The sequence below is a fragment of the Rhodoferax saidenbachensis genome, assembly GCF_031457975.1.
GTDB lineage: Bacteria > Pseudomonadota > Gammaproteobacteria > Burkholderiales > Burkholderiaceae_C > Allorhodoferax > Allorhodoferax saidenbachensis_A.
Window position 1 is genome coordinate 116,192 of sequence record NZ_JAVDXO010000006.1, and the last position, 23,738, is coordinate 139,929.

The following is a 23,738-nucleotide window of genomic DNA, read 5'->3' on the forward strand; positions in this document are numbered from 1 at the left end:
GTGCGCTCACAGCGCGGGCGCTAGCAACAAAAGCAACCACCAGCCGTACTGGGGTTTGCGCGGCACCTCAAAGTGCTGCGCATCCGACCAGCTGCCCGCGCTGCCATCGGGCAGGACCACCTGGGTGCGCACAAAGTGCACGCCAGCGGCGGGCGTGGGTAGGTCCAAACGTGCACCTGGCACCTGTTCGTCGTATTCGGGCTGGGCAAAATCTTCCGTCGGAGCCACCTGCACGCGGTGGCGAAAACCCGCCGGACCCGACCAGGCGAGCTGCACGCTGTTTTCACTCACGGCGGGCGCAGCCATCACCGAAGGCGCCAGCACAGTGAAACTGGCCGGGTCGCCAAACGGGCCGTGGCTGCCGTCGGGCCGCAGGGTGGCCACGCGCCAGTGGTAGGTGCCAGGTCCCCAGGCGGGGTCCATCGCCAGGCGGTTGTTGTTATCCCCTTGTGCGTCCGCACGGTCCACCAGCAGGTCGGCAAACTGCCCGTCGCGGGCCACCTGCACCCGGTAGGCGGGTGCCTTGGCCAGCTGGGTCCACACCAGCTCGGAGGGGCGGGCCACGCTGGCGCCGGGCCCTGGTGACATCAGCACGGGGGGCTCGGGCCGGGCACGCAGGGCAAAGGCTTTCTGGGCCTCCAGGCCTTCCAGGCCTTGCGCATCAATGGCACGCACGCGCACAAAGTAGTCAGCGTCCGGCAGGCCTTGGAGCAACCAGTTGGGCCCGGTGGTGCGGGCGTCTTGCAGCAGGCGCACAAAGCCAGCGTCGTCGGCTACTTGCCAGCGCCAGGCCACGGCATCGGCCAGCGGCGGCAGGCTGAGGTTTTGCGCGATACGCTCAATGCGCTGTGGCAGCGCCGAGAGGTCGGCCGCGGGCAACAAGGGCACCACGGTGCCCAGCTGGCCGCCGTCTGCGCGCAGGCCCTGTGCGGGCTGCAAGCTGGCGTGGCCCGAGGCGCCGTCCACCGCCACCACGCCCGAGAGCACTTCGTGGTGACTGGTATCGCCCTCGGCAGCCACACGGAAGCGCGTGCCACGCACCGCCGTCACCACACGCGGGGTGCGAATCTCGAACCGCGATGCAGGGTCCTTCAGGGAAGGCACCGTGCTGTCGGCCGCACCGGTTTGCAAATCAATGGCTGTGGCCCGCACCGCGGTGCCTGAGACCTCGCGCGACACGCCCAACCCGGCCTGTGTGTGCGGCGGAAAGACCACAGTAGCGCCGTCAGGCAGACGCAGTGTCAGGGTACCGGCGGTTCCCGTATCAAACTTATCGCCCGCCTTGAGCTGCAGGCCTGGCGACAACAGGCTGGTGGTGCCCGACAGCAGGCCCGTGACCACGCCTTGCACGTGGACCACTTCGGCCGAACGCTCGGTCCAGCGCAGCAGCGCAAAGGGAATGCGCAGGCTGAAGCCCGGCTGCAGACGCGTGTCTTTGGCGATACGGTTCAAGCGCTTGATCTGCGGCCACTGGCCTGGCTCGCGCAGGTAGCGTTCGCAGAGCTTGATCAGCGTGTCACCCCGGGCAATGGTGATGGTCAGCGGCTCATTGGCCTGCGCTTGCAAGCCACAGGCCAACAGCAGGCCTGCCAGGAGCGTGCGGAGTGCGGTGGGTTTAAGAGGTGAGGGGTTCAAGGCGGTAACCATGGGCATAAACAGAGGTGATGCGCCAGCCATGGGCCGGCAGGTCCAGCGCACTGCGCAGCTGGCTGATATGGATGTCCAGGGTGCGGGTCTGGATTTTGGTGCTGAGACCCCATACCGCCTCCAGCAAATAGGCGCGCGACAGCAGCTTGCCAATATTGCGGAACAAGACCAGCGCCAACTGGAACTGGCGCAACGTGAGTTCCACGGGTTGCCCCTGCAACTGCAACGAGCTGTTGACCGGATCCAACACATAGGGCGGCACAGACAGCACCGCTGTGGCCTCCCGCTGGTCGACCCGCCGCTTCAGCGCCGTGAGCCGGGCCAGCAGCTCCGCCTTGCGCGGGGGCTTGACCAGGTAATCGTCGGCCCCTTTGCCCAAGGCCCGCACAATGTCTTCCTCGGTGTCGTAGCTGGTGAGAAACAGCACAGGAATCGTGTCCTGTCGCTGCCGGATCGCCTCAATGACCTGCAGGCCGGTCATGTCGGGCAAGGCCCAGTCCAAAACCAGCACGTCATAGGTCTCATGCAGGATGGCGCGCAAAAAACGCTCTCCCTGTGCGTACACCTCGCAGCTGTGTCCCGCCTCCTGCAGGATCCGCATAGTGGCGGCGGCATGGTCCTGCTCGTCTTCCAAAAGACCGACTCTCACGATGAACTCCCTGTGGTGGCCCTGTGTCGCCAGCGGCGTAGTCTATCGTTTGCCCGGCTGTTTCTGGTGTTTGACCAGCGGCACAATGGGGGAATTAGATCGACCATCGTACTTTCTTGGAGCTGTTACATGTCTGCCACGTCTTTCTCGCACCATTCGCTACCTGAAGTTCATGCACGGCCTGTGCCATCAACGCTGCTCGACGCCCTCAAAACGCGCTTCGGCGACCAGTTCTCTACAGCCCTGGTGGTGCGCGAGCAGCATGGGCGGGACGAGTCGGCGTTCGACATTCCGCCGCCCGCGGCCGTGGTGTTTGCCCAGAGCACACAGGACGTGAGCGATGCCGTGAAGTTGGCCGCAGAGTATTTGGTGCCCGTCATCCCGTTTGGCGTGGGCTCGTCACTCGAAGGGCATTTGCTCGCCGTGCAAGGCGGCATCAGCCTGGACGTGAGCCGCATGAACGCCGTGCTCTCCATCAACGCCGAAGACCTGACCGTGACGGTGCAACCCGGTGTGACGCGCAAACAGCTCAATGACGAGATCAAATCCACCGGCCTGTTCTTCCCCATCGACCCCGGCGCGGACGCGACGATTGGCGGCATGAGCGCCACACGCGCCAGTGGGACGAATGCCGTGCGCTACGGCACCATGCGCGAGAACGTGCTGGCGCTGGAAGTGGTGACGGCCAGCGGCGAAGTGATCCGCACCGGCACGCGCGCCAAGAAAAGCAGCGCCGGCTACGACCTGACCCGCCTGCTGGTGGGCAGCGAAGGCACGCTGGGCGTGATCACCGAAGTCACCGTCAAGCTCTACCCCCTGCCCGAAGCCGTGATGGCCGCCACCTGCTCGTTCAACAGCCTGGCCGACGCAGTGAACACCACCATCCAGGTGATCCAACTGGGTGTGCCGATTGCGCGATGCGAACTTCTGGACGCCAACACCATCCGCATGGTCAACGCGCACTCCAAGCTCACGCTGCGCGAAGGCGCCATGCTGCTGATGGAATTCCACGGCTCACCCGACAGCGTGAAGGAGCAGGTGCAGACGGTGCAGGACATTGCGGCCGAGTTTGGTGGCGCGGCCTTTGAGTGGGCCGAGACGCCCGAGGAACGCACCCGCCTGTGGACCGCGCGGCACAACGCCTACTTTGCCGGGGTGCAGTCACGCCCCGGCTGCAAGGCCATCACCACCGATGCCTGCGTGCCCATTTCCCACCTGGCCGACGCATTGCTGGACAGCGTGACCGAAGCCCAGGAAGCCGGCATCCCCTACTTCCTGGTCGGTCATGTGGGCGACGGCAACTTCCACATGGGCTACCTGATCGACCCCAACCTGCCTGCCGAGCGTGAACTGGCCGAGAAGCTCAACCACCAGCTGGTGGCACGCGCGCTCAAGCTGGGCGGCACCTGCACCGGTGAACACGGCGTGGGCCTGCACAAGCAGGGCTTTCTGGTGGAGGAAACCGGCGTGGGTGCGGTAGACATGATGCGCACCATCAAGCGCGCGCTGGACCCGCACAACATCCTGAATCCGGGGAAAATCTTCGCTCTTTAACGCGGGCTTACAGCACCGCCACCTCGGCAATGGCGTTGGCCATGTATTCGATCTTCTGCTGCATGTCGGCTTCGGAATCCGCAAAGCGCTGGGCGACGGCACGGAACTCTTCGTGGATCTGCAAGAAGGCGTCGGCCACATCGGGGTCGAAATGGCCGCCGCGACCATCGGTGATGATTTCCACGGCCTTGTCGTGCGGCACGCCGTCCTTGTAGACCTTGTTGCTGATCAGCGCGTCAAACACATCGGCCAGCGCCACGATGCGGGCCGACAGCGGGATCTGCGCACCCCACAGGCCCTTGGGGTAGCCGGAGCCATCCCACTTCTCCTGGTGGCACAGCGTGATTTCCTTGGCGATGGTGAGCAGGGGCGACACGCGGCCCAGCGTCTTTTCGGCGCGCGCCAGGGCGTCATGGCCCAGCGTGGTGTGGGTGCGCATGATGGCGGTTTCTTCGGGCGTCAGCCGCCCGGGCTTGAGCAGGATGCGGTCGGGGATGCCCACGGAGCCCATGTCGTACATGGGCACGCTGGCCAGCAGCAAGTCCACGTACTCGGGCGTCAGCACCTCGGCATGCGCGGGAAACTTTTGCAACTCGGCACACAGCAGGCGCACATAGTTTTGCACGCGCAGGATGTGGCTCTCGGTGTCGGACTCGCGCAGCTCGGCCAGCGTGGCCAGGGCAAACACCACCACGCGGCTGGCGTGCAGGGCTTCGGCGGCGTCGCCCAGGGGCAGGGTTGATTCGGGGTTCATGCGGTTCCTCCTGTGGGCGCAGACAAGGGCGCCCGGTACAGCCACACCATTTTGCCACCGGGCGTGCGCCAGCTGGCGCTTGTTGTGGCCTGCGTGGCCTCAAATTCCAGGCTCACCAACCAGGCACCGGGACGCAGCTCGGCACGCGCCTTGTCCACCGCGCGGCCCATACTCTCGGGGCGCTGGAACAGATACACCAGGTCATAGCCCGACCAATTGGCCTTCCAGATATCGCCCTGGCGCACACGTGCCCAGGGGCAGCGCAGCGCACACAGGGCGCGCAGCGGCCAGCTCCATTCGATACCGTGCAACTGCGCCTGCGGGTAGGCCAGGCGCAGCGCCTGCAGGCCATGGCCCAGGCCACAGCCAGCGTCCAGCACCAGCGCACCGGCCGACAAGGGCGCGTGAGCCGGCAGTTCGGCCAGGGCATTCTGCGGCGTGGGAAACAGCGGCGCATCGCGCCAGGCGTTCATGGGGTAGACCAGCAGCAGCAGGGCCAGTGGCAACAGCCAGGCCCAGGCCGGCAGCGCGTTGCCGCCCACCAAGCCCAGGGTGAGCGCCAGCGACACCGGAAAGCCCGCCGCGATCAGCAGGCGGCGCCACCAGCTGCCGCCCCACAGGCTCAACAGCACCCCCAACGCACTGGCCAACGCCAGCGACCAGTGCAGCGCCAGGCCATGCTCCCACAGCGTACGAAACAGCGCCCAACACAGCCCCCAGGCCACGATGGCTGGCAGCGGCCAGGGCCAGGCAGCAGGGTTCAAGCGATGCCAGGGTTTAGGGGTCAAATCAGCCTCCAGCCCCTATGGAATATGCGCCAGCAGCTCTTGTTTTGATAGCAACTAGCGGTTGCTGCCAGGTGCCAGGCGTTCGATCAGGCCGTTGAGCTCGTCGAGTGAGCCGAACTGGATCACCACCTCGCCCATCTCTTCCACGCGGCCATGGCGTTTGACGCGCTTTTTCACCACCACCTCCACCTGCGCCATCAGCAGGTCGGACAGTTCTTCTTCCACGCGCTTCAAGTCGCGCGATTTTTCCTTGGTCGGCTTTTGTGGCGTCAGTGAAAATTCGGCGCTGAGTTTCTTGACCAGGCTCTCGGCCTCGCGCACCGACATCTTCTTGGTGGCAATCTGGTTGGCCGCGGTGATCTGCGTGCCGCGGTCCAGCGCCAGCAGCGCACGGGCGTGGCCCATGTCCAGGTCACCGGCCATCAGCATGGTCTGCACCGGGTCGGCCAGGTTCAGCAGGCGCAGCAGATTCGATGCAGCACTGCGCGAACGGCCCACCGCCTGGGCCGCGGTTTCGTGCGTGAGACCAAACTCCTTGATCAGGCGCTGCAGGCCTTGCGCTTCTTCCAGCGGGTTCAGGTCTTCGCGCTGGATGTTCTCGATGAGCGCCATGGCCGCGGCGGCCTCGTTGGGGACATCGCGCACCAGCACGGGCACGCTGTCCAGCCCGGCCAGCTTGGCCGCGCGGAAGCGGCGTTCGCCCGCAATGATTTCGTAGATGGGGCGTTTACGACCTTCGCCGATATGCTTGGCCGCGTCCGCCTCGTCGAGCTGGCGCACCAGGATGGGCTGCATGATGCCCTGGGCCTTGATGCTCTCGGCGAGTTCATACAACGCACCTTCGTCCATGCGCGTGCGCGGCTGGTAGACGCCGGCCACCATGTCGGTCAGCAGCAGGGTGTTGGGTGTGCCAGGGTTGGACGGTGCGGCGTCGGCCGCGGGCGTGTCCTTGACCTTGGGGCCCAGCAGGGCTTCCAGTCCCATGCCCAATCCCTTGGGTTTCTTCGTGACCATGTTCTTCTTCCTTTGAAATTCGGGTTCAGGCGCTGCTGGCAGTACGTTCGATCAGGGCCTGCAACCGAGCGTAGCCGTCGGCCCAGTCACCCAGGCCGGTGTCGGCGTTGATGTGGCCGGCCGCGCCGTAATCCACAAACTCAGCGCCCCAGGCGGCGGCAAATTGTTGGGCGCGGGCGAAAGTGCAATACGGGTCGTTCTGGCTGCCCAGCAGCTCGGCGGCAAACGGCAACTTGTCCATCACCACGGGCCACCAGCTCTTGAGCGCGGCGCGCAGCTCTTCGCGCTCAGGGTCGCCAGGCGCCACCAAGAACGCGGCCTGCACCTTGTGTGTGTTTTGCGAATGCTGGGCCCAAGCGGCGGTGAGCATGCAGCCCAGGCTGTGCGCTACCAGCACCACGGGCGTGGGCGCGGCCAGCACGGCGTCTTCCAGCTGCGCCATCCAGTCGCCACGCAGCGGCTGCATCCAATCGTGCTGCTGCACGCGCGTGTAGCCGTACAGCGCCTCCCAGCGGCTTTGCCAGTGGGCGGCACCAGAGTTTTGCCAGCCGGGCAAGATGAGAACGGTGGGGGCGAACATGGTTTGCTATGAATTCAGGAGCTGCTTGCGCAATGTTGACGGGGGCTAGAGGCCTATTTGGTTTACAAACGCCTACATGGCTTGGATGCGATCCACCATCTCCTGTGCGAAGGTCACGAAGGCCTGTGCGCCCTTGGAATTGGGGTCAAACACCACGCCGGGCACGCCGTAGCTGGGCGCTTCGGCCAGGCGCACATTGCGCGGGATCACGGTGTTGAACACCTTGTCGCCAAAGTGAGCCTTGAGCTGGTCGCTGACCTGCTGCTGCAGCGTGATGCGCGGGTCGAACATGACGCGCAACAGGCCAATGATCTGCAGGTCGTCGTTGAGGTTGGCCTTGACCTGCTTGATGGTGTTGACCAGATCGGTCAGGCCTTCGAGCGCAAAGTATTCGCACTGCATGGGCACGATCACGCCGTGCGCACAGCACAGGCCGTTCAGGGTCAGCATGCTCAAGCTTGGAGGGCAGTCGATCAGCACAAAGTCGTACTCGGCATCGACCACGGCCAGTGCCTGCTTAAGGCGCTTTTCGCGGCGCTCCACTTCCACCAGTTCCACCTCGGCACCCGCCAGTTCGCGGTTGGCGCCCAGGATGTCGTAGCCGCAGCCGCCTTCGATGAGCTTTTCGCTCGTGGTGCGCGCCTCGGCCACCGAGGCCGATTCGAGCAGCACGTCGTAAATGGTGAGCTCCAGCTTGCGCTTGTCCACCCCCGAACCCATGGTGGCATTGCCCTGCGGGTCCAGGTCAATCATCAGCACGCGCTGGCCCACCTTGGCCAAGCCAGCCGCCAGGTTGACGGTGGTGGTGGTCTTGCCAACGCCACCCTTTTGGTTGGCAACGCAGAAAATTTTGGCCATAAAGCGCTTTACGTGAGGAGACTAGAAAACGGGTGCAAATGAAGGCAGGCGCTCAGCGCGACTGCAAGGCCAGCTTGATGCCGAAGCCAACCAGGAACAGGCCCGCGACTTTTTCCAGCACGCGGCCAATCTTGGGATTGGCGCGCATGCGCTCGGCCAGAAAGTGTGTGAGCAGCGTGGCGCCCAGGCCGTACAAAAATGTGAGGAAGGCGATGGTGGCAGCCATGAAGCCATAGGTCACCAGACCCTGCTGGCTGGCACGGTCCACAAACAGTGGGAAGAAGGCCATGTAGAAGAGGATGGCCTTGGGGTTGAGCAGCGTGATGAGCAGCGCCTGGCGCAGGTAGTGACCGGCCTTGATGTTGAGCACGGGCGCGGCACCGGGTTTAGCGGTCAGCATCTTGAAGCCCAGCCAGGCGAGGTACGCAGCACCCATCCACTGCACGGCATGGAAGGCATCGGGATACGCAGCCAGCAGTGCGGCCACACCGGCCACCGCCGACCACATCAGCACTTGGTCCCCGAGGATGACGCCCAGCGTGGCGGCCAGTCCGCCCGCAATGCCGCCCTTGCTGGTGGACGTCACCAGTGCCAAATTGCCCGGGCCGGGAATGGCCAGGAACACGAGGATGGTGATGACAAAAGTGCCGTAATCGGTGACGCCGAGCATGGTGGTTTTCTTTCAGGGGAAGGGTTGAGTTTACGTTGGAAATTCCGGTCTGTTGTTCTGGGCTCGCTGAGCGCCAGGGGTACACCCCGCCGTTCGTGTCCCCCGGGCCTTTGGCCCTCCTCCTTGACCTCACTTTGGGGTGCACCCCTGCCACTCAGCTACGAACAAGAAATGGGTTTTCCACCGTGGGCACACCACCCTTGCCGTTGGCTGGGTAGGGGTTGGCGTTTTGCGTAGGTAAAGGAGGAGGCCGAAGGCCGGGGGACACGAAGCAAAACGCCAACCCTTGCCCAGCCCCCACCGAAGCCGAAAAGCGAGGCCTTAAACCGGAGCCCTCTTCCGCATCCAAATAATGCACCGCTCTGCATCCAACCCCGGCACAGCCAGTTGTTCCACGTGAAACACTTCCACCGAACCAGACAGCGCAGCCATCTCCTCCGCCGGATGCTTGCCCTTCATCCCCATCCAGACACCCTGCCCCGCCAGCGCCTTCTCCGACCAAGTCGTGAAGTCCACCAACGACGCAAAGGCCCGCGAACTCACCACGTCGTACGGCTCGGTCAAACTTTCCACCCGCGCGTGGATACCCCGCAGATTCGGCAACTTCAGCGTCACCGCCACCTGTTGGATAAACGCAGCCTTCTTGGCCACCGTGTCCACACAATGCACCGTGATGTGCGGACAGCAAATGGCAATGACGATGCCGGGCAAGCCGGCGCCCGAGCCCACGTCGAGCAGGCGCGGTTTGTCCCCCACGACACCCCGCCCCGCCAACGCAGCCAGCTGCTTTTGCAAAGGAGCTATCACCGCCAGACTGTCCAGCAGGTGATGCGTCAGCATCTCGTCCGGGTCGCGCACGGCCGTCAGGTTGTAGACCTTGGTCCACTTCTGGATCAGGGCTAGGTAGTCCAACAGTGCAGTGATCTGGGCGTCATCCAGCGTCAGGCCCAGGGCGGGCAGTGCTTGGGCCAACACCTCGCGGTGGTTCAGCTTAAGGGCAGGCAACGGACACCTCGTTCTGCAGTTTGACGTATTCCATCTTTTCCTTGTCAGTCATTTTGGACAGCTGGGCCTTGGCATCATCGCGCACCTGGCGCAGCACGCGACAGCTGGCAGCGTCCGGTTTACCGGTGGGACGCGCTTGGCCGGAGGCGCGCCAGGCTTTCTCCACCTGGTCGCCACAGCGGCCTTCGAACTCCGACACCGCACGCTTGATCTCTTCCAGACCGGCCTCGGAACGCAAGAGCTGGGACGCCTTGTCGCCCAGCGCCTGGCACTCGGGACTCAACCCGGCCTGCACTTGCTGGCGCTTGGCTTGCTCCAGGGCCGTCGCAGGTTCCACGGGCGGCGCTGGTTTGGTGGCGGATTTGGTGATGCCCGGCACCGACGAACTCGTCTGGTCCGCGGCGCAGGCGTGGTCGCTGAACACCACCTTGCCGTCGGTGCCCTTGCACTTGAACACTTCGGCCTGCGCCGAAGCGACCAATAACGACAGGCCTGCGGCCACCATGAATACGCGCGAAAGTTGCATTGAATTTAGTTCCAGCAGTTGGCGGATTGACCCGGGGAGTTCACCCAGTAGCGGCCGTTACCACCGATATTGGGGCCCAGGCGACCCTGCAGACCCCAGACATCACCGCGGGCTTCGTGGTCGTAGTTCTGGTCGTCCATGTAGTTGCCGCCATCGGCAAAAGTGGCCATGCGCCAACCGGGACCCAGCTCGCGCTCGCACATCACATTGGCTTTCATCTCGGAATCCAGGGTCGCGCCCATCACCGCCTGCGTGGCGGCCAGTTCACCGCGCGTCCAGCCGTGGCCGCTCAGACCACCGGGCCGAGGCAGGTCGCCCTTCTTGATACACAACAGTGGCAACACGATGCGGCAGCTGGTATCGCCCACCGTGGGGTTACAGCCACCTTTGTAGGGGCGTTCCAGCGTAGCGTCGCCCGCACCACATTCCAGGCTGGCCACATCCTTGGGGTCCTTGTCTTCCAGCGCGGCCAGGCCAAAGGTCATGCCGTAGCCGATGGGTTTGTTACCCGCGGGCTCGGGGCTGCTGACTGCCGGTGCCAGCGGTGCACCCGAGGGGGCTACCGCCACCGGTGGCGTTTTGGGCGACGCACATTTCTTCAACGCCAGGGGGATGACCAAGATCCCGATCAAGGTCAGCACCAGAACAATCGCACGCGGCATGCACAGCCCTCCCCGGCTCGTTGGAAAAAGGAGCTAGTTTACGCTGCCACTTTTTCGGCAAAGCCGCGGAAGTTGCCCTTCTTCAGATGGATCAGCAACAGCGAGATGGTGGCGGGCGTGATGCCCGACAGGCGCGAGGCCTGGCCCAGGGTTTCGGGCCGGTACTTGTTCAGGCGCTGGCGCGCCTCGATGCTCAGGGCGCTGACCTGCATGTAGTCCAGCTCGGCTGGCAGGCGCAGGTTCTCGTAATGGGCGGCGCGCTCCACTTCGTCTTTTTGGCGGTCGATGTAGCCGGAGTACTTGGCGGCAATCTCTACCTGCTCCACCACCGCGGCCACAAAGGCATGTTGCGCAGCCACTTCCACACTGAGCGCCGCATCGGTGGTTTCACGTGAAACAGGCGGCGCCAGATCACGGTTGGCGTACTTGCCATGGTCCAGTGACATCAGCGCCGCATAACTGATATTGGGCCGGCGCAGCAGGTCGGCCAGGTTGTATTCATGCTCGATGGATTTGCCCAACACGCGCTCGGATTCTTCGGCAGCCAAGTTGCGGGGGTTCACCCAGATGGCTTTGAGACGCTCTGTTTCACGTGAAACAGCATCGCGCTTGCGGCTGAACGCAGCCCAACGCGCGTCGTCCACCAGACCCAGCTGGCGGCCCATTTCGGTCAGTCGGTCGTCGGCATTGTCTTCGCGCAGCTGCAAGCGGAACTCGGCCCGGCTGGTGAACATGCGGTAGGGCTCGGTCACGCCTTTGGTAATCAGGTCGTCCACCAGCACGCCCAGGTAGGCCTGGTCGCGGCCGGGCAACCATGTGTCGCCCATGTAGCTGGCACTACCAGCAGCACTCAGCGCCACATCGCCACCACCCATGGCGCGCACCTGCAACGCGGCGTTGATACCGGCGAACATGCCTTGCGCGGCCGCCTCTTCGTAACCCGTGGTGCCATTGATCTGGCCGGCAAAGAACAGGCCGCCGATCTGGCGGGTCTCGAATGTGCTCTTCAGGCTGCGCGGGTCAAAGTAGTCGTACTCGATGGCGTAACCCGGGCGCAGGATGTGGGCGTTCTCCAGCCCAGCCATGCTGCGCACCAGTTCGTACTGGATATCGAACGGCAGGCTGGTGCTGATGCCGTTGGGGTAGTACTCATGCGTCGTCAGGCCTTCGGGCTCCAGAAAGATCTGGTGGCTGTCCTTGTCGGCAAAGCGGTTGATCTTGTCTTCCACGCTCGGGCAATAGCGCGGGCCCACGCCCTCGATCTTGCCGGTGAACATGGGGCTACGGTCAAAGCCGCTGCGGATGATGTCGTGCGTGCGCTCGTTGGTGTGGGTGATCCAGCATGGCACCTGCCGCGGGTGCATGGCCACGTTGCCCATGAAGCTGGCCACCGGCATCTGATCGCTCATGCCGCCGGGCACGCCGTCGCCGGGCTGGATGATGCACTTGCTGAAATCAATGCTGCGGCCATCCAGGCGCGGCGGCGTGCCGGTCTTCAGGCGGCCCTGCGGCAGCTTGAGTTCTTTCAAGCGGGCGGACAAGGACACGGCAGGCGGGTCCCCTGCCCGACCGGCGGCGTAGTTGTTCAGGCCCACGTGGATCTTGCCGTCCAGAAAAGTACCGGCCGTCAGCACCACCGTCTTGGCTCGGAACTGGATGCCCACTTGGGTGACGGCGCCCACCACGCGGTCACCCTCGATCATCAGGTCGTCCACGGCCTGCTGGAACAGCCACAGGTTGGGCTGGTTCTCCAGCATGCGGCGGATGGCGGCTTTGTACAAAACCCGGTCGGCCTGCGCACGCGTGGCACGCACAGCCGGGCCCTTGCTGCTGTTGAGAATGCGGAACTGGATGCCCGACTCGTCGGTGGCTAGTGCCATCGCGCCGCCCATGGCGTCCACCTCTTTGACCAGGTGGCCTTTGCCGATGCCGCCGATGCTGGGGTTGCAGCTCATCTGGCCCAAGGTTTCGATGTTGTGGGAGAGCAGCAGCGTCTTGCTGCCCATGCGGGCGGCAGCCAACGCGGCCTCGGTGCCGGCATGGCCGCCGCCAACGACGATGACATCGAAATCTTGTGGGTACAACATGGTGGTCTATTCGGGCGCGCCAAAGACAGGGAGGGAGCGCGCCAAGTGAGGGGGAAGGGAAGGATTTTAACGGGTGCCTGATTTTTTGGCACGCTACGGTTCTGATTGGTTGCGTTACTTCTGGATCAAGCGGGGCGGGTACTCTGCGCCGTTCGTGTCCCCCGGCCCGTGAGGGGCCTCCTCCTTGACCTCACTTTGCAGAGCACCCGCCCCACTTGATCTCCCACCGTGTTCGCACTCAAACGCGAGCGTCCGTAACTTCGAGCGGTGGGGATGGGTATGCGTTTTGCGCAGGTCAAGGAGGAGCCCGCACAGCGGGCGGGGGACACGGAGCAAAACGCATACCCACCCCCACCGCGGGCGAACAAAAAACCCTGACTTAGCGACAATCCAAACCATGACCAAACTCCTGATCTTCGCGGGCAGCACCCGCCAACACTCCTTCAACCGCCGCCTCGCCCACGTAGCCGCGACCCTGGCCCGTGAGGCCGGTGCCGAAGTAACGCACCTGGAACTGAGCGACTTCGACATCCCCCTCTACAACGCCGACCTGGAAGCTACAGGCACGCCGCCCGACGTGATTCACCTCAAGGAAATCATGGCCGCGCACCCGGCCTGGATCATCGTCTCGCCCGAGTACAACGGCAGCTACACCGGCTTGCTGAAGAACACGTTGGACTGGGCCAGCAGCCCAGTAAAAGGTCACCCGGTCTGGGCCGATGGCGAGAAGCCTTTTGCCGACAAGGTGGTGGGCCTGCTGAGCGCATCGCCCGGCGCACTCGGCGGCCTGCGGTCGCTGAGCCATTTGCAACCGCTACTGCTGGCCCTGCACTGCTGGCTCGCGCCAAAACAGTTTGCGCTGGGTTCGGCCGGCAAGGCGTTTGACGAACAAGGCCAGCTGATTGAAGAACGCCAGCGCCGCGGCGTGCAGACCGTGGTGGACCAGGTGCTGTGGGCGGCACCCCGCTTGAGCACGGATTAAGTACGAAATAGGGCTCTAGCTCCCGTAGATATTGCGCTAGTAGCTCCTACATTGATAGCAAAGAGCTGCTAGAGTCCTTGTCCAGGTAGGTCAGGTCAACGCCGCTTCCCGCAACAGGGCCTCGGGCGACAAGATATCAATGTGCCCATAGCCCAGCGCCAGCACACCTTCATGCACCAGATATTTGAGCTCCTTGGCAAGGGTTTGGCGCGTCACGCCCAGCATCATGGCCAGCGCCTCGTGCGACACGGTGATCACAGTCCGCGCCTGCGGTGCCATGGTGGTGTCGCCCCGTGCCAGCGCCAGCAGGCGGCGCGCTACCCGGGCGCGGGTGGAGCGCAGCATGGCGTCTTCCACCAGACCGTACAGCGCCCTCACCCGCGTGCACAGCAGCGCGCCTATGCCTTGGACAAAGCCCGCGCGTTGCAGCAGGGTCTGGAAGTCGCCGGGCAGGATGACCGCTACCACCCCCTCATGCAGCGCAGTCACATCGTGGGGCCGGGGCAGACCGTCCAAGAGCGTAGTCTCACCAAACCAGTTGCCCTCTTCCATGATGGACAGAATGCCCTCGCGGCCATCCTCCCCCAGGCTGGACACCTTGAAGGCACCGTCCACCACGCCATAGAAACCCCCGGTGATTTCCCCCTTGTGGTACAACATGTCGCCAGTGCGCACCGGCACTAACGCCGCGGCCGACAGCATGGCCTTGCGGTCCGCCAGCGGCAGGCTGCCAAACCACACATTGAGCGAGAGCTTGTGCAGCAGCTCGGCTTTTGAGTACCCCATCCATTTCTCCCCGGTGATTACCCTTGATTGTTAATTTTTTAACAGTTTAGAGCCTAACGTCCGGTTAACGTGGCCAAGTCCCCACAAAAGATCCGGAGATATCCATATGGCCACATCATCCGTGCAATCGCAGGTCAGCCCCGAAGAATGGAAGCTGCGCGTGGACTTGGCCGCCTGCTACCGGCTGGTGGCGCTGTATGGCTGGAGCGATCTGGTGTTCACCCACATCAGTGCGCGCATCCCCGGGCCCGAGCACCACTTCCTCATCAACCCCTATGGGCTGATGTTTGACGAAATCACTGCCAGCAGTTTGGTCAAAGTGGACCAGCAGTGCAATAAGCTGATCGACTCGCCCTACCCCGTGAACCCGGCCGGCTTTGTGATCCACAGCGCCGTGCATGAGGTGCGCGAAGATGCGGGCTGCGTGATGCACACCCACACCCGTGCGGGCGTGGCCGTCAGCGCGCAGAAGGCCGGCATTCTGCCGCTGAGCCAGCAGTCCACCTTTGTACTGGCCTCACTGGCGTACCACGACTACGAAGGCGTGGCCTTCCGCGACGACGAGAAACCCCGCCTGCAGGCCGACCTGGGCCAGGCCAACTTTCTGGTGCTGCGCAACCATGGCCTGCTGACCGTGGGCAAGACCATTGCCGATGCATTCCTCAGCATGTACACGCTGGAGGCCACCTGCCAGATCCAGCTCGGCGCGCAGGCCGGTGGCGAACTCACCCATGTGAACCCGCAGATCGTCAAAGGCGTGAGTGAAGCCATGCGTGTGCAAACCGGCGGCCTGGGCGGCACCTTTGTCTGGCCCGCCCTCATCCGCAAACTCAACCGCACCGACCCCAGTTACCAAGATTGACCCTCCATGCCTTTGCAAGAATTTGATTACATCGTTGTTGGCGGCGGTTCCGCCGGTTGTGTGGTGGCCAGCCGCCTGAGCGAAGACCCCGCCGTGTCCGTCTGCCTGCTGGAAGCCGGTGGCCCCGACAGCAGCGCCTTCATCCATGCCCCGCTGGGCTTTGCCGCCACCGCGCGGCTGGGCCTCTTCAACTGGAACTACGAGAGCGTGCCCCAGCCCGGCCTGGGCGGGCGACGCGGCTTTGCACCGCGCGGCAAGGTCATGGGCGGCAGCAGTTCGCTCAACGCCATGGTCTACACGCGCGGCAACGCCTACGACTACGACCGCTGGGCCGCCCAGGGCAACACCGGGTGGAGCTATGCCGACGTGCTACCGCTGTTCAAGCAGTCCGAGAACAACCAGTGCCATGGCGAGAACACCTACCGCGGCGTGGGCGGCCCGCTCAACGTGAGCTACCTGCGCAGCCCCAGCAAGCTCAACGATGCATTTTTGCAAGCCTGTGAAACCCAGGGCCTGCCCCGCACCCCCGACTACAACGGCGCCAACCAACTGGGCTGCGCGCCCGCCCAGGTCACGCAGAAAGACGGCGAACGCTGGAGCGCCGCGCGCGCCTACATCACGCCCCACCTGGGCCGGCCCAACCTCACCGTCATCACCCACGCGCACACCCACAAGGTGCTGTTCGAAGGTGCGGGCGAGAACCAGCGCGCCGTGGGCGTGCAATATGCACGCAACGGCCAGGTGCAGGAAGTGCGCGCGCGGCGCGAGGTGGTGCTGTCAGGCGGCGCGTTTGGTTCACCCCAACTGCTGATGCTCTCCGGCGTGGGGCCAGCGGCGCACCTGCGCGAGCACGGCATTCCCGTGCGCCACGCCCTGCCCGGTGTGGGCCAGAACCTGCAGGACCACGTCACTACCGTGCTCATCTACCGCACCCAGCAGACCGATGCCGCGTTGGGCCTCTCCGCCAAGGGCGCCTGGACGGTGGCCAAGTCAGTGCTGGAATGGCGCAAGCAGCGCACTGGCTGGGTCACCACCAACGTGGCCGAATCGCAGGCCTTTTTGAAAACCCGGCCTGAGGCCGATGCACCCGACATCCAGCTCGCGCTGTGCACCGGCATCGTGGACGACCATACCCGCAAAACCCACCTGGGCCACGGCTACACCCTGCACGTGACACTGATGCGCCCCAAGAGTCGCGGCAGCGTGACCCTGCAAAGTGCCAAGCCCACGGACGCGCCGCGCATCGACCCCGCCTACCTCACAGACCCCGAAGACATGGCCACGCTGGTCAAGGGCACGCAAATGGGTTTTGACATCATGCAGGCCCAGCCACTGGACGCCTACCGCGGCAAGATGCTCTACCCCATAGACCGGAACAACACCGCGCAGATCGAACAGTTCTTGCGCGACCACTCGGACACGGAATACCACCCCAGCGGCACCTGCAAGATGGGCCCCGCCAACGACCCCATGGCCGTGGTGGACCCCGAGCTGCGCGTGCACGGCGTGCGCGGCCTGCGCGTGGTGGACGCGTCCATCATGCCGCACCTGGTCACCGGCAACACCAACGCCCCCACCATCATGATTGCGGAAAAAGCGGCACGTCTGATCCGCGCCGCGGCCTGACAAGCTTGCCTTAACGCTATAAAAACAGGAGCTGTTCGCGCAGTGTCTACGAGGGCTAGAGTGCCTTTTGACGTAGTGCCAGCAGCGCACCCAGCGACAGGGCCAAGGCCCAGGCCTCTCGATTCGCTGTGGGTTCTGTCACTTGTTGACCGCACGCTCCATCATTTTGTCGCGAATATTGTCGTTGCCCGATAGATCCAACGCATCGCGCAACGTCTTGCGAGCTTCCGCCGGAGCAGTCCCAGTGTCTGACCTCGATGTCGGCTTGGCCCCCACAGACGGCACCACCGTCACGTTGCCTCCATCCACCTTTGCCACCTTGGCATCAGGACTACAAGGCTGGTCCGTATAGATCGTTTGCTTCCCACGCAGGCATTTTTTCAATTGCCCCGGCAAATTCTCCGGCGCCTTGTCACTGGCAACAGGTACGACTGCCGCGGGCTCGCGCACGGTGCCGTTGTCAAACTGAATCTGTACCTTGCCCGACCCCTCAGGGCGCAACAGGCCATGCACCCAGTCATCGTCACGGTGACGCCAGGCTGTGCTCGCCACGACCACTACCAACACCACAACGAATCCATATCGCAAACTGACCGGAAACACCGCAAACATAGATCGCTCAACCCCTTTGGTTTACCTGCAGGCGGAACTGGCGCACCACCTCGGCCAGCCGCTCCGCCTGCTCGCGCAGGGACTCAGCCGCCGCGGCGGACTCTTCCACCAGCGCGGCGTTTTGCTGCGTGGCCTGGTCAATGCTGCCCACCGACGCGTTCACCTGTGCAATGCCGCTGGACTGCTCGGTCGCCGCCGCGGTGATCTCGCCAATGATGGCGCCCACGCGCTGCACGCCGTCCACCATTTCCTGCATGGCGGCACCAGCCTCTTCCACCAGCTTCACGCCGCCGTCCACCGCGGTCACGCTGGTGCTGACGAGCACCTTGATCTCCTGCGCCGCATCGGCCGAGCGCTTGGCCAGGCTGCGCACCTCGGAGGCCACCACCGCAAAACCTCGGCCCTGCTCCCCCGCACGGGCGGCCTCCACGGCGGCATTCAGCGCCAGGATGTTGGTCTGGAACGCAATCGAGTCGATCAGGCCAATGATGTCGTTGATCTTGCGGCTGGAGGCGGCGATCTCGTGCATGCTGCCCACGGCCTGCGTCACCACCTTGCCGCCGCGGGCCGCTAGCGTGGAGGCGGAATCGGACAGCTGGCGCGCGGTCTGCGCGGCGCTGGCGGTTTGCTGCACATTGGTGGTCAGGTCCGACAGCGAGGCCACGGTCTCCTGCACACTGCTGGCCGACTGCTCGGTGCGGTGCGACAGGTCCTGGTTGCCCGAGGCAATTTCCTGGCTGGCCAGGGCCACGCTTTCGCTGGCATTGCGCACCTGCGACACCAGCGCACCCAGGCCCTCCTGCATGGCTTTTTGCGCGCGCTGCAGGTCGGCCACTTCGTCCTTGCCCACCACGTCCACGCTCTGCGACAAGTCGCCCCCGGCAATGGCCTGGGCCAGCTGACGCGCCTGCTCCAGCGGACGGCAGATGGACAGCATGTTCAAGATGGTGAGCGGCACCACCACCACCACGGCCCCCGCCAGGGCCACAATGAACAGCCACTTGATGGTCTTGCCCACGTTTTGCTGCTTGCGGATCGCCTCATTCGCTTCGTTCTGCAGCAGTTCTTCCAGCTCACGCGTTTGCAGCTGCACCTTTTCCACCTCGGCCAGCGCCTTCTGGCTCATGCGGTTGGCCGTGGTGGCGGATTCGTAACCGCTGGTCTTGAGCTGGACGGTCACCGGCTCGAACATCTTGGTGTAGGTCTTCAGGTTGGCCTGCATGCCGCGAATCAACGGGTTGTCGGCATCCTCCAGCAGGTGGGCCGTGATGTCGTCCACGGTGGTCAGGTTGGTCTTCCAGCGTGCATAGGCCTTCTCCACCTCGGCCGGGCGCTCGTACTCGATGATCATGTCCTTCTCGGCCTGGCGCACCGAGCTGATGGCGGCCTGCAGGCGGCCCAGGTGCTGCACCCGCGCGAAGGAATGGTCCAGAAAGGCATCGCTCTCGGCCTGGATCTGCGCCATGCCCCACAGCCCCCCCACTCCTACCACCGCCAGCAGCGCCAGCACCATGGCAATGGCGCCCAACATGCGCAGCCGAATTGTGAAAAGCCGCATCAGGGACATGGTGGTCATGGTGTGTCTTCCTTTTTTATTGCAGTCTAAAAGCTTACCCGCATGGAGACAAGCTTACAGCTGCCAACACGCTGCCCGCATAGAATTTCCCCCCAGCCCATCTTCGCACCCGCCCCACCATGCGCCTCTACCCCACCCTCTTGTCCCTGGCACTGCTGCTGTGCACCTCTGTGGGCCACACCCAGGGCGTCTACAAATGGGTGGACGCCGAGGGCAAAACCCATTACGGCTCACAGCCACCCGCGACCGACAAGGGCACCGAAGCCCTGAAGCTGCGCAGCAACAGCGGCTTTGGTGGTGACAACAACGGCAAGGCTGGTGGCACTACTGAGTACAACCCCGACGGCACCAAGAAGATTCCCAAGGATGTGCAGGACTTGGCCAAGGGCATGGAAAAAGCGCTGAAAACCAAGGACAGCAAAGAGGTGCCGCTGGACTGCATGAGCGCAGTCAAGAATGCGCAGGACCAGGCAGACACCGCGCTGGAGGTGAGCGCCAAGAACCTGAAAGACGGCTACATCACCCAGGCGGACTACGACAACAACGCCGCCAACCTGCGCCGTGCCAAGTCCCAGACGACGCTGGCCCACTGCCAGTTCTCCACCGGCAAGGACCGCAGCTTCTACCAGTGCATGTCCAACGGGAACAACCACTTCTCGGCCTGCACGAAGTAAAGTTGCTCTTATTTTAGGAGCTACTTGCGCAGAGTCTACGCGGGCTAGAGGCTGGTTTCATGCTTAATCCGGCTTCCAGCGCTTGAGCAGCAAGGCATTGATCATCACGCTCACCGAGCTCAGCGCCATGGCCGCGCCGGCCACCACGGGGCTCAGGTAGCCCAGCGCCGCCAGCGGAATGCCCGCCGCGTTGTAGGCGAAAGCCCAAAACAGGTTTTGCCGAATCTTGGCCACCGTGCGGCGGCTGATGTCGAGCGCGCCGGCCACCAGCAGCGGGTCGCCGCGCATCAGCGTGATGCCGGCCGCGTGCATGGCCACATCAGTACCACCACCATTGGGGTTGGCCATGGCCATGCCGACATCCGCTGCGGCGAGCGCGGGGGCGTCGTTCACGCCGTCACCCACCATGGCCACGACTTTGCCACCGGCTTTGAGTTCGGCAACCTTCGCCGCTTTGTCACCGGGCAGCACCTCGGCCAACACATCTTTCGCATCCAGGCCCAAACGTTTCGCCATGGCTTCGGCAGCACCGCGGTTGTCGCCCGAAATCATCACGGTCTGGATGCCACGGGCCTTCAAGGTAGCTAGCGCTTCTTTGGCGCCGGGCTTGGGTTCGTCGGCAAAGGCCAACAGGGCAAGCAAGGTCACACCAGCCCCGGTGCGCTCGGCCATGGCAGACACGGTGGCGCCATCAGCCTGCAGTTGTGCGGCCTGCGTACTCACTGTGTCCAACGCCACGCCCAGCTCGGCCATCCAACGCAAGCTACCCAGCAGCAGTGTGCGTCCGGCCACCACGCCCTGGGTGCCGCGGCCGGGTACGGCTTGCACTTCGGTGGGGACTTGCACGTCTATCGTCTTGGCTTTGGCAGCCGCCACCACGGCGTGGGCCAGCGGGTGTTCGCTGCCGCTTTGCAGGCCCGCGGCCAAGCGCAGGGCTTCATCCTCCCCCAGCCCCACCGGCACCAACGCCGTCAGGCGCGGCTGGCCTACGGTCAGCGTGCCGGTCTTGTCGAAGGCCACCACGTTCACGGTGTGCGCCACTTCCAGCGCCTGCGCGTCCTTGATCAAGATGCCAAACTTCGCTGCCACACCCGTGCCCGCCATGATGGCCGCCGGTGTGGCCAAGCCCAGTGCGCAAGGGCAGGCAATCACCAGCACGGCCACGGCGTGGATCAGCGCCACTTCAAAGCTGTGACCGGTCAGCCACCAGGCCAGCAGCGTTCCCAGTGCAATCACCAGCACCACGGGCACAAACACCGCGCTCACCTGGTCCACCAGCCGCTGGATCGGCGCCTTGGCCGCCTGCGCGTCTTCCACCAGGCGAATGATGTGGGACAGCACCGTGTCCACCCCCACCGCACGCACCTGCAGCACCACACGGCCCTCGCCATTGATACTGCCGCCCGTGAGCTTGGCGCCCACCTCTTTGGTCACGGGCAGCGGCTCGCCGGTCAGCATGGATTCATCCACCTGCGTGCGGCCCTCCAGCAGCGTGCCGTCCACGGGGAAACGCTCGCCGGGCTTCACCACAATTTTGTCGCCCACCAGCACTTCGGCCACCGGCACATCCACTTCGCCCTCACTGCCCAGCAGGTGCGCCGTGTCAGGCCGCAGGCTGTGCAACGCGCGGATGGCGGCCGTGGTCTGGCGGCGGGTAGCGGCCTCCAGCCACTTGCCCAGCAGCACCAGCGTCACCACCACGGCGCTGCTCTCAAAGTACAGATGCGGGGCCATGGCCGGCATGCCATGCGCCGCATGGTCCGGCGCCGTGAACCACAGCCACATGGACAGCGCCCAGCCCGCCGAGGTACCCAGCGCCACCAGCAAATCCATATTGCCGGTGCGCGCCAAGAGCGCATGCCAACCCGCCTTGTAGAAACGCGCGCCCAGGATGAACTGCACCGGTGTGGCCAGCAAAAACTGCCACAGCGCGGGCAGCATCCAGTCTTGGCCCAACAGATCACCCACCATGGGCAACACCAACGGCGCGCAGAGCGCCAGGCCTATGGCCACTGGCGCAAAGCCAGCCCAAGGCGATGCATCCACCGTGTCAATGGCTGCGCTGGGCGCCAGTGGCTCGTAACCCGCATCACGCACCGCACGGCGCAAACGGGCTTCCATGTCCGGGTTGTGCACTTCGATGCGCGCCGACTCGGTGGCCAGGTTCACCGTGGCGCTGTCCACGCCCGGCACTTTCTTCAAGGCTTTTTCCACACGCATCACACACGATGCGCAGGTCATGCCGCCAATGCCGATATCGATGGTCGCGGAGGAGGTTTCGTTAGTCATGGCGCAAGCTTAGGTCTTGCCATGGGGGGAAGGTCAAGTCATAGGGCTATTGCAGGCTTTGCCCGCGCACCGCCTCTCAACGCCAGGGCCAGCGCGGCCACCACCAAGGCAGCCGCCACGGCAAAGGTGATCTGCAAGCCAGTGGCTACGTCGGCAGGCGGTGCCGTGCCCACATCCGCGGTCGACACAGCCCAGGCAAACACGGCTCCCATGAGCGAGGCCCCCGTCACCAACCCCAGGTTGCGCGACAGATTGAGCATGCCCGAGGTGACCCCGCGCTGGTCCGCACGAACATCTTGCATCGCCGCTGTGTTGTTGGCCGCCTGGAACAGCTGGTAGCCCGGGGTTAACACCGCCATGGCAACGATGTAGCCCGCCACGCCCAGCAGCGGGGGCAATACCGACAAGCCCACGGCCCCTGCCACCATGGCCACCAGCCCCGCCACCACCATGCGCTGTGCACCCCAGCGGTCCACCATGCGGCCCGCGAACACGCCGCTGACGGCAGAGACCACCGGCCCCACCGCCATCACACCACCCACCCACGCCGCACTCAGCCCCAGCCCGCGCGCCAGGTAAAACGGGCCCACCACCAGCGTCGCCATCATCACGGTGGACACCAGCGCGTTCATCGCCAGGCCCGCGCTCAGTCCGGCGTCACGGAACATGGCCAACTGCACCAGAGGCGATGCGGCGCGGGCCTCGGTGCGCACAAACAAGGCCACGCCCAGCGCTGCGGCTGCCAGCAACACCAAGTTCACCAAGCCCATGTGGCCCCGCCCCAAGGTCATAGCCAGCGCATAGGCTGCGAGTGTGAGCGCCAACAGCAAGGTACCTGGGTAGTCAAAGCGCACAGCGGCTTGCGGTGCAGCGTTGCGGTCCACTGGCAGGCAACGCCAAGCCAGCACGACGGCCAACGCACCCAGAGGCAGATTGATAAGAAACAGCGCACGCCAACCCAGCGTGGCCAGCAACACACCGCCCAGCGAGGGCCCCAGCGCCGTGCCCACGGCCGACATGGTGCCCAGCAGGCCCATGGCACTGCCGGTGCGCGCCTTGGGAACCATCTCGCCCACCAGCGCCATGGTGATAGCCATCATCACCGCTGCACCCAGGCCCTGCAGTGCGCGGGCCGCAATCAACAGCGGCAACGTGGGCGCCAGCCCGCACAGGCCCGATGCCACCGTGAACAGCGCAATGCCACCCAGCAGCAGGCGCCTGCGGCCCACCACATCGCCCAGCCGCCCCACGCTGACTATGAGCGTGGTGATGGCCAGTAGATAGGCCAACACCACCCACTGCACCTGCTGGAAGGATGCGCCAAAGGCCAGCGCCAGCGTGGGCAGCCCCACGTTGGCAATGCTGGTGCCCAGCGATGACAGCAGCAGCGACAGCGACAGGCTGGCCAGCGCCCAACGGGCGGTGGTGGGGAGGGGAGCGGGTGAGGTTTGCATGCCTGAAGCGTAGGTTTTTCACTGGCATGGCGGAAGACGCAGCGTTTGCACTGTATTCATGCACACAACGCCATGTCATTGCC

At 64.4% G+C, this 23,738-nt stretch carries 22 protein-coding genes; 5 read left to right on the forward strand and 17 right to left on the reverse strand.

The features are described 5' to 3' along the window. Positions 1–6: 6 nt before the first annotated feature. Together J2X15_RS13835 and J2X15_RS13840 are read right to left on the reverse strand one after the other, a co-directional pair. The gene (locus tag J2X15_RS13835) at positions 7–1,647 is read right to left on the reverse strand and encodes a FecR domain-containing protein (RefSeq protein ID WP_310343822.1); all 1,641 of its coding nucleotides are present in this window, start codon (positions 1,645–1,647) and stop codon (positions 7–9) included. Next, the gene (locus tag J2X15_RS13840) at positions 1,616–2,296 is read right to left on the reverse strand and encodes a response regulator transcription factor (protein ID WP_310343824.1); all 681 of its coding nucleotides are present in this window, start codon (positions 2,294–2,296) and stop codon (positions 1,616–1,618) included. Before J2X15_RS13840 ends, J2X15_RS13835 begins: the two co-directional genes overlap by 32 nt. A 129-nt stretch (positions 2,297–2,425) precedes the next feature. On the opposite strand from J2X15_RS13840, the gene J2X15_RS13845 reads away from it, so the two are divergent. Beyond that, the gene (locus J2X15_RS13845) at positions 2,426–3,850 is read left to right on the forward strand and encodes an FAD-binding oxidoreductase (RefSeq protein WP_310343825.1); all 1,425 of its coding nucleotides are present in this window, start codon (positions 2,426–2,428) and stop codon (positions 3,848–3,850) included. A 7-nt stretch (positions 3,851–3,857) separates the two neighbouring features. Here the strand turns inward: J2X15_RS13845 and J2X15_RS13850 are convergent, their stop codons facing one another. The 10 genes from J2X15_RS13850 to mnmG form a co-directional block, all read right to left on the reverse strand. Continuing rightward, the gene (locus tag J2X15_RS13850) at positions 3,858–4,604 is read right to left on the reverse strand and encodes an HD-GYP domain-containing protein (RefSeq protein WP_310343827.1); all 747 of its coding nucleotides are present in this window, start codon (positions 4,602–4,604) and stop codon (positions 3,858–3,860) included. Continuing rightward, complete coding sequence (locus J2X15_RS13855) at positions 4,601–5,392, reverse strand: class I SAM-dependent methyltransferase (RefSeq protein ID WP_310343829.1); 792 nt, start codon at positions 5,390–5,392, stop codon at positions 4,601–4,603. The genes J2X15_RS13850 and J2X15_RS13855 overlap by 4 nt, the downstream gene beginning before the upstream one ends. A gap of 54 nt (positions 5,393–5,446) precedes the next feature. Further along, positions 5,447–6,406 (reverse strand): ParB/RepB/Spo0J family partition protein, encoded by a 960-nt coding sequence (locus J2X15_RS13860; protein ID WP_310343832.1) that lies wholly within the window; start codon positions 6,404–6,406, stop codon positions 5,447–5,449. Between the two features lie 25 nt (positions 6,407–6,431). After that, entirely contained in the window at positions 6,432–6,986 is a 555-nt protein-coding gene (locus J2X15_RS13865) for an RBBP9/YdeN family alpha/beta hydrolase (protein ID WP_310343833.1), read from the reverse strand. A gap of 72 nt (positions 6,987–7,058) precedes the next feature. Next, positions 7,059–7,844 (reverse strand): ParA family protein, encoded by a 786-nt coding sequence (locus J2X15_RS13870; RefSeq protein ID WP_310343836.1) that lies wholly within the window; start codon positions 7,842–7,844, stop codon positions 7,059–7,061. A 52-nt stretch (positions 7,845–7,896) separates the two neighbouring features. Then, entirely contained in the window at positions 7,897–8,514 is a 618-nt protein-coding gene (locus J2X15_RS13875; RefSeq protein ID WP_310343838.1) for a LysE family transporter, read from the reverse strand. A gap of 321 nt (positions 8,515–8,835) precedes the next feature. Then, positions 8,836–9,519, reverse strand: a complete 684-nt coding sequence (gene rsmG, locus J2X15_RS13880) for a 16S rRNA (guanine(527)-N(7))-methyltransferase RsmG (RefSeq protein WP_310343840.1) — start codon at positions 9,517–9,519, stop codon at positions 8,836–8,838. Next, on the reverse strand, positions 9,506–10,045 hold the full coding sequence (locus J2X15_RS13885; protein ID WP_310343842.1) for a DUF4124 domain-containing protein: 540 nt from the start codon (positions 10,043–10,045) through the stop codon (positions 9,506–9,508). Before J2X15_RS13885 ends, rsmG begins: the two co-directional genes overlap by 14 nt. A gap of 5 nt (positions 10,046–10,050) precedes the next feature. Then, complete coding sequence (locus J2X15_RS13890) at positions 10,051–10,707, reverse strand: hypothetical protein (RefSeq protein WP_310343844.1); 657 nt, start codon at positions 10,705–10,707, stop codon at positions 10,051–10,053. Positions 10,708–10,745: 38 nt separating this feature from the next. After that, on the reverse strand, positions 10,746–12,794 hold the full coding sequence (gene mnmG / locus J2X15_RS13895; protein WP_310343845.1) for a tRNA uridine-5-carboxymethylaminomethyl(34) synthesis enzyme MnmG: 2,049 nt from the start codon (positions 12,792–12,794) through the stop codon (positions 10,746–10,748). Positions 12,795–13,191: 397 nt separating this feature from the next. Between mnmG and J2X15_RS13900 the strand changes: the two genes are divergently transcribed. Then, positions 13,192–13,776, forward strand: a complete 585-nt coding sequence (locus J2X15_RS13900) for an NADPH-dependent FMN reductase (RefSeq protein WP_310343847.1) — start codon at positions 13,192–13,194, stop codon at positions 13,774–13,776. 90 nt (positions 13,777–13,866) lie between these two features. On the opposite strand, the gene J2X15_RS13905 is transcribed toward J2X15_RS13900, so the two are convergent. After that, on the reverse strand, positions 13,867–14,562 hold the full coding sequence (locus J2X15_RS13905) for a Crp/Fnr family transcriptional regulator (RefSeq protein ID WP_310343849.1): 696 nt from the start codon (positions 14,560–14,562) through the stop codon (positions 13,867–13,869). Between the two features lie 106 nt (positions 14,563–14,668). Between J2X15_RS13905 and J2X15_RS13910 the strand changes: the two genes are divergently transcribed. Continuing rightward, positions 14,669–15,424, forward strand: coding sequence for a class II aldolase/adducin family protein (locus J2X15_RS13910; protein WP_310343851.1), 756 nt, complete (start codon positions 14,669–14,671; stop codon positions 15,422–15,424). A 6-nt stretch (positions 15,425–15,430) separates the two neighbouring features. Further along, the gene (locus J2X15_RS13915; RefSeq protein WP_310343853.1) at positions 15,431–17,050 is read left to right on the forward strand and encodes a GMC family oxidoreductase; all 1,620 of its coding nucleotides are present in this window, start codon (positions 15,431–15,433) and stop codon (positions 17,048–17,050) included. 138 nt (positions 17,051–17,188) lie between these two features. Here the strand turns inward: J2X15_RS13915 and J2X15_RS13920 are convergent, their stop codons facing one another. Then, complete coding sequence (locus tag J2X15_RS13920; protein ID WP_310343855.1) at positions 17,189–17,662, reverse strand: hypothetical protein; 474 nt, start codon at positions 17,660–17,662, stop codon at positions 17,189–17,191. Between the two features lie 7 nt (positions 17,663–17,669). Next, complete coding sequence (locus J2X15_RS13925; protein WP_310343857.1) at positions 17,670–19,238, reverse strand: methyl-accepting chemotaxis protein; 1,569 nt, start codon at positions 19,236–19,238, stop codon at positions 17,670–17,672. A 119-nt stretch (positions 19,239–19,357) separates the two neighbouring features. Between J2X15_RS13925 and J2X15_RS13930 the strand changes: the two genes are divergently transcribed. Further along, positions 19,358–19,912, forward strand: a complete 555-nt coding sequence (locus J2X15_RS13930) for a DUF4124 domain-containing protein (RefSeq protein ID WP_310343860.1) — start codon at positions 19,358–19,360, stop codon at positions 19,910–19,912. 63 nt (positions 19,913–19,975) lie between these two features. Here the strand turns inward: J2X15_RS13930 and J2X15_RS13935 are convergent, their stop codons facing one another. Then, complete coding sequence (locus J2X15_RS13935) at positions 19,976–22,201, reverse strand: heavy metal translocating P-type ATPase (protein ID WP_310343862.1); 2,226 nt, start codon at positions 22,199–22,201, stop codon at positions 19,976–19,978. Positions 22,202–22,239: 38 nt separating this feature from the next. After that, entirely contained in the window at positions 22,240–23,655 is a 1,416-nt protein-coding gene (locus J2X15_RS13940; protein ID WP_310343863.1) for an MFS transporter, read from the reverse strand. Positions 23,656–23,738 lie beyond the last annotated feature (83 nt).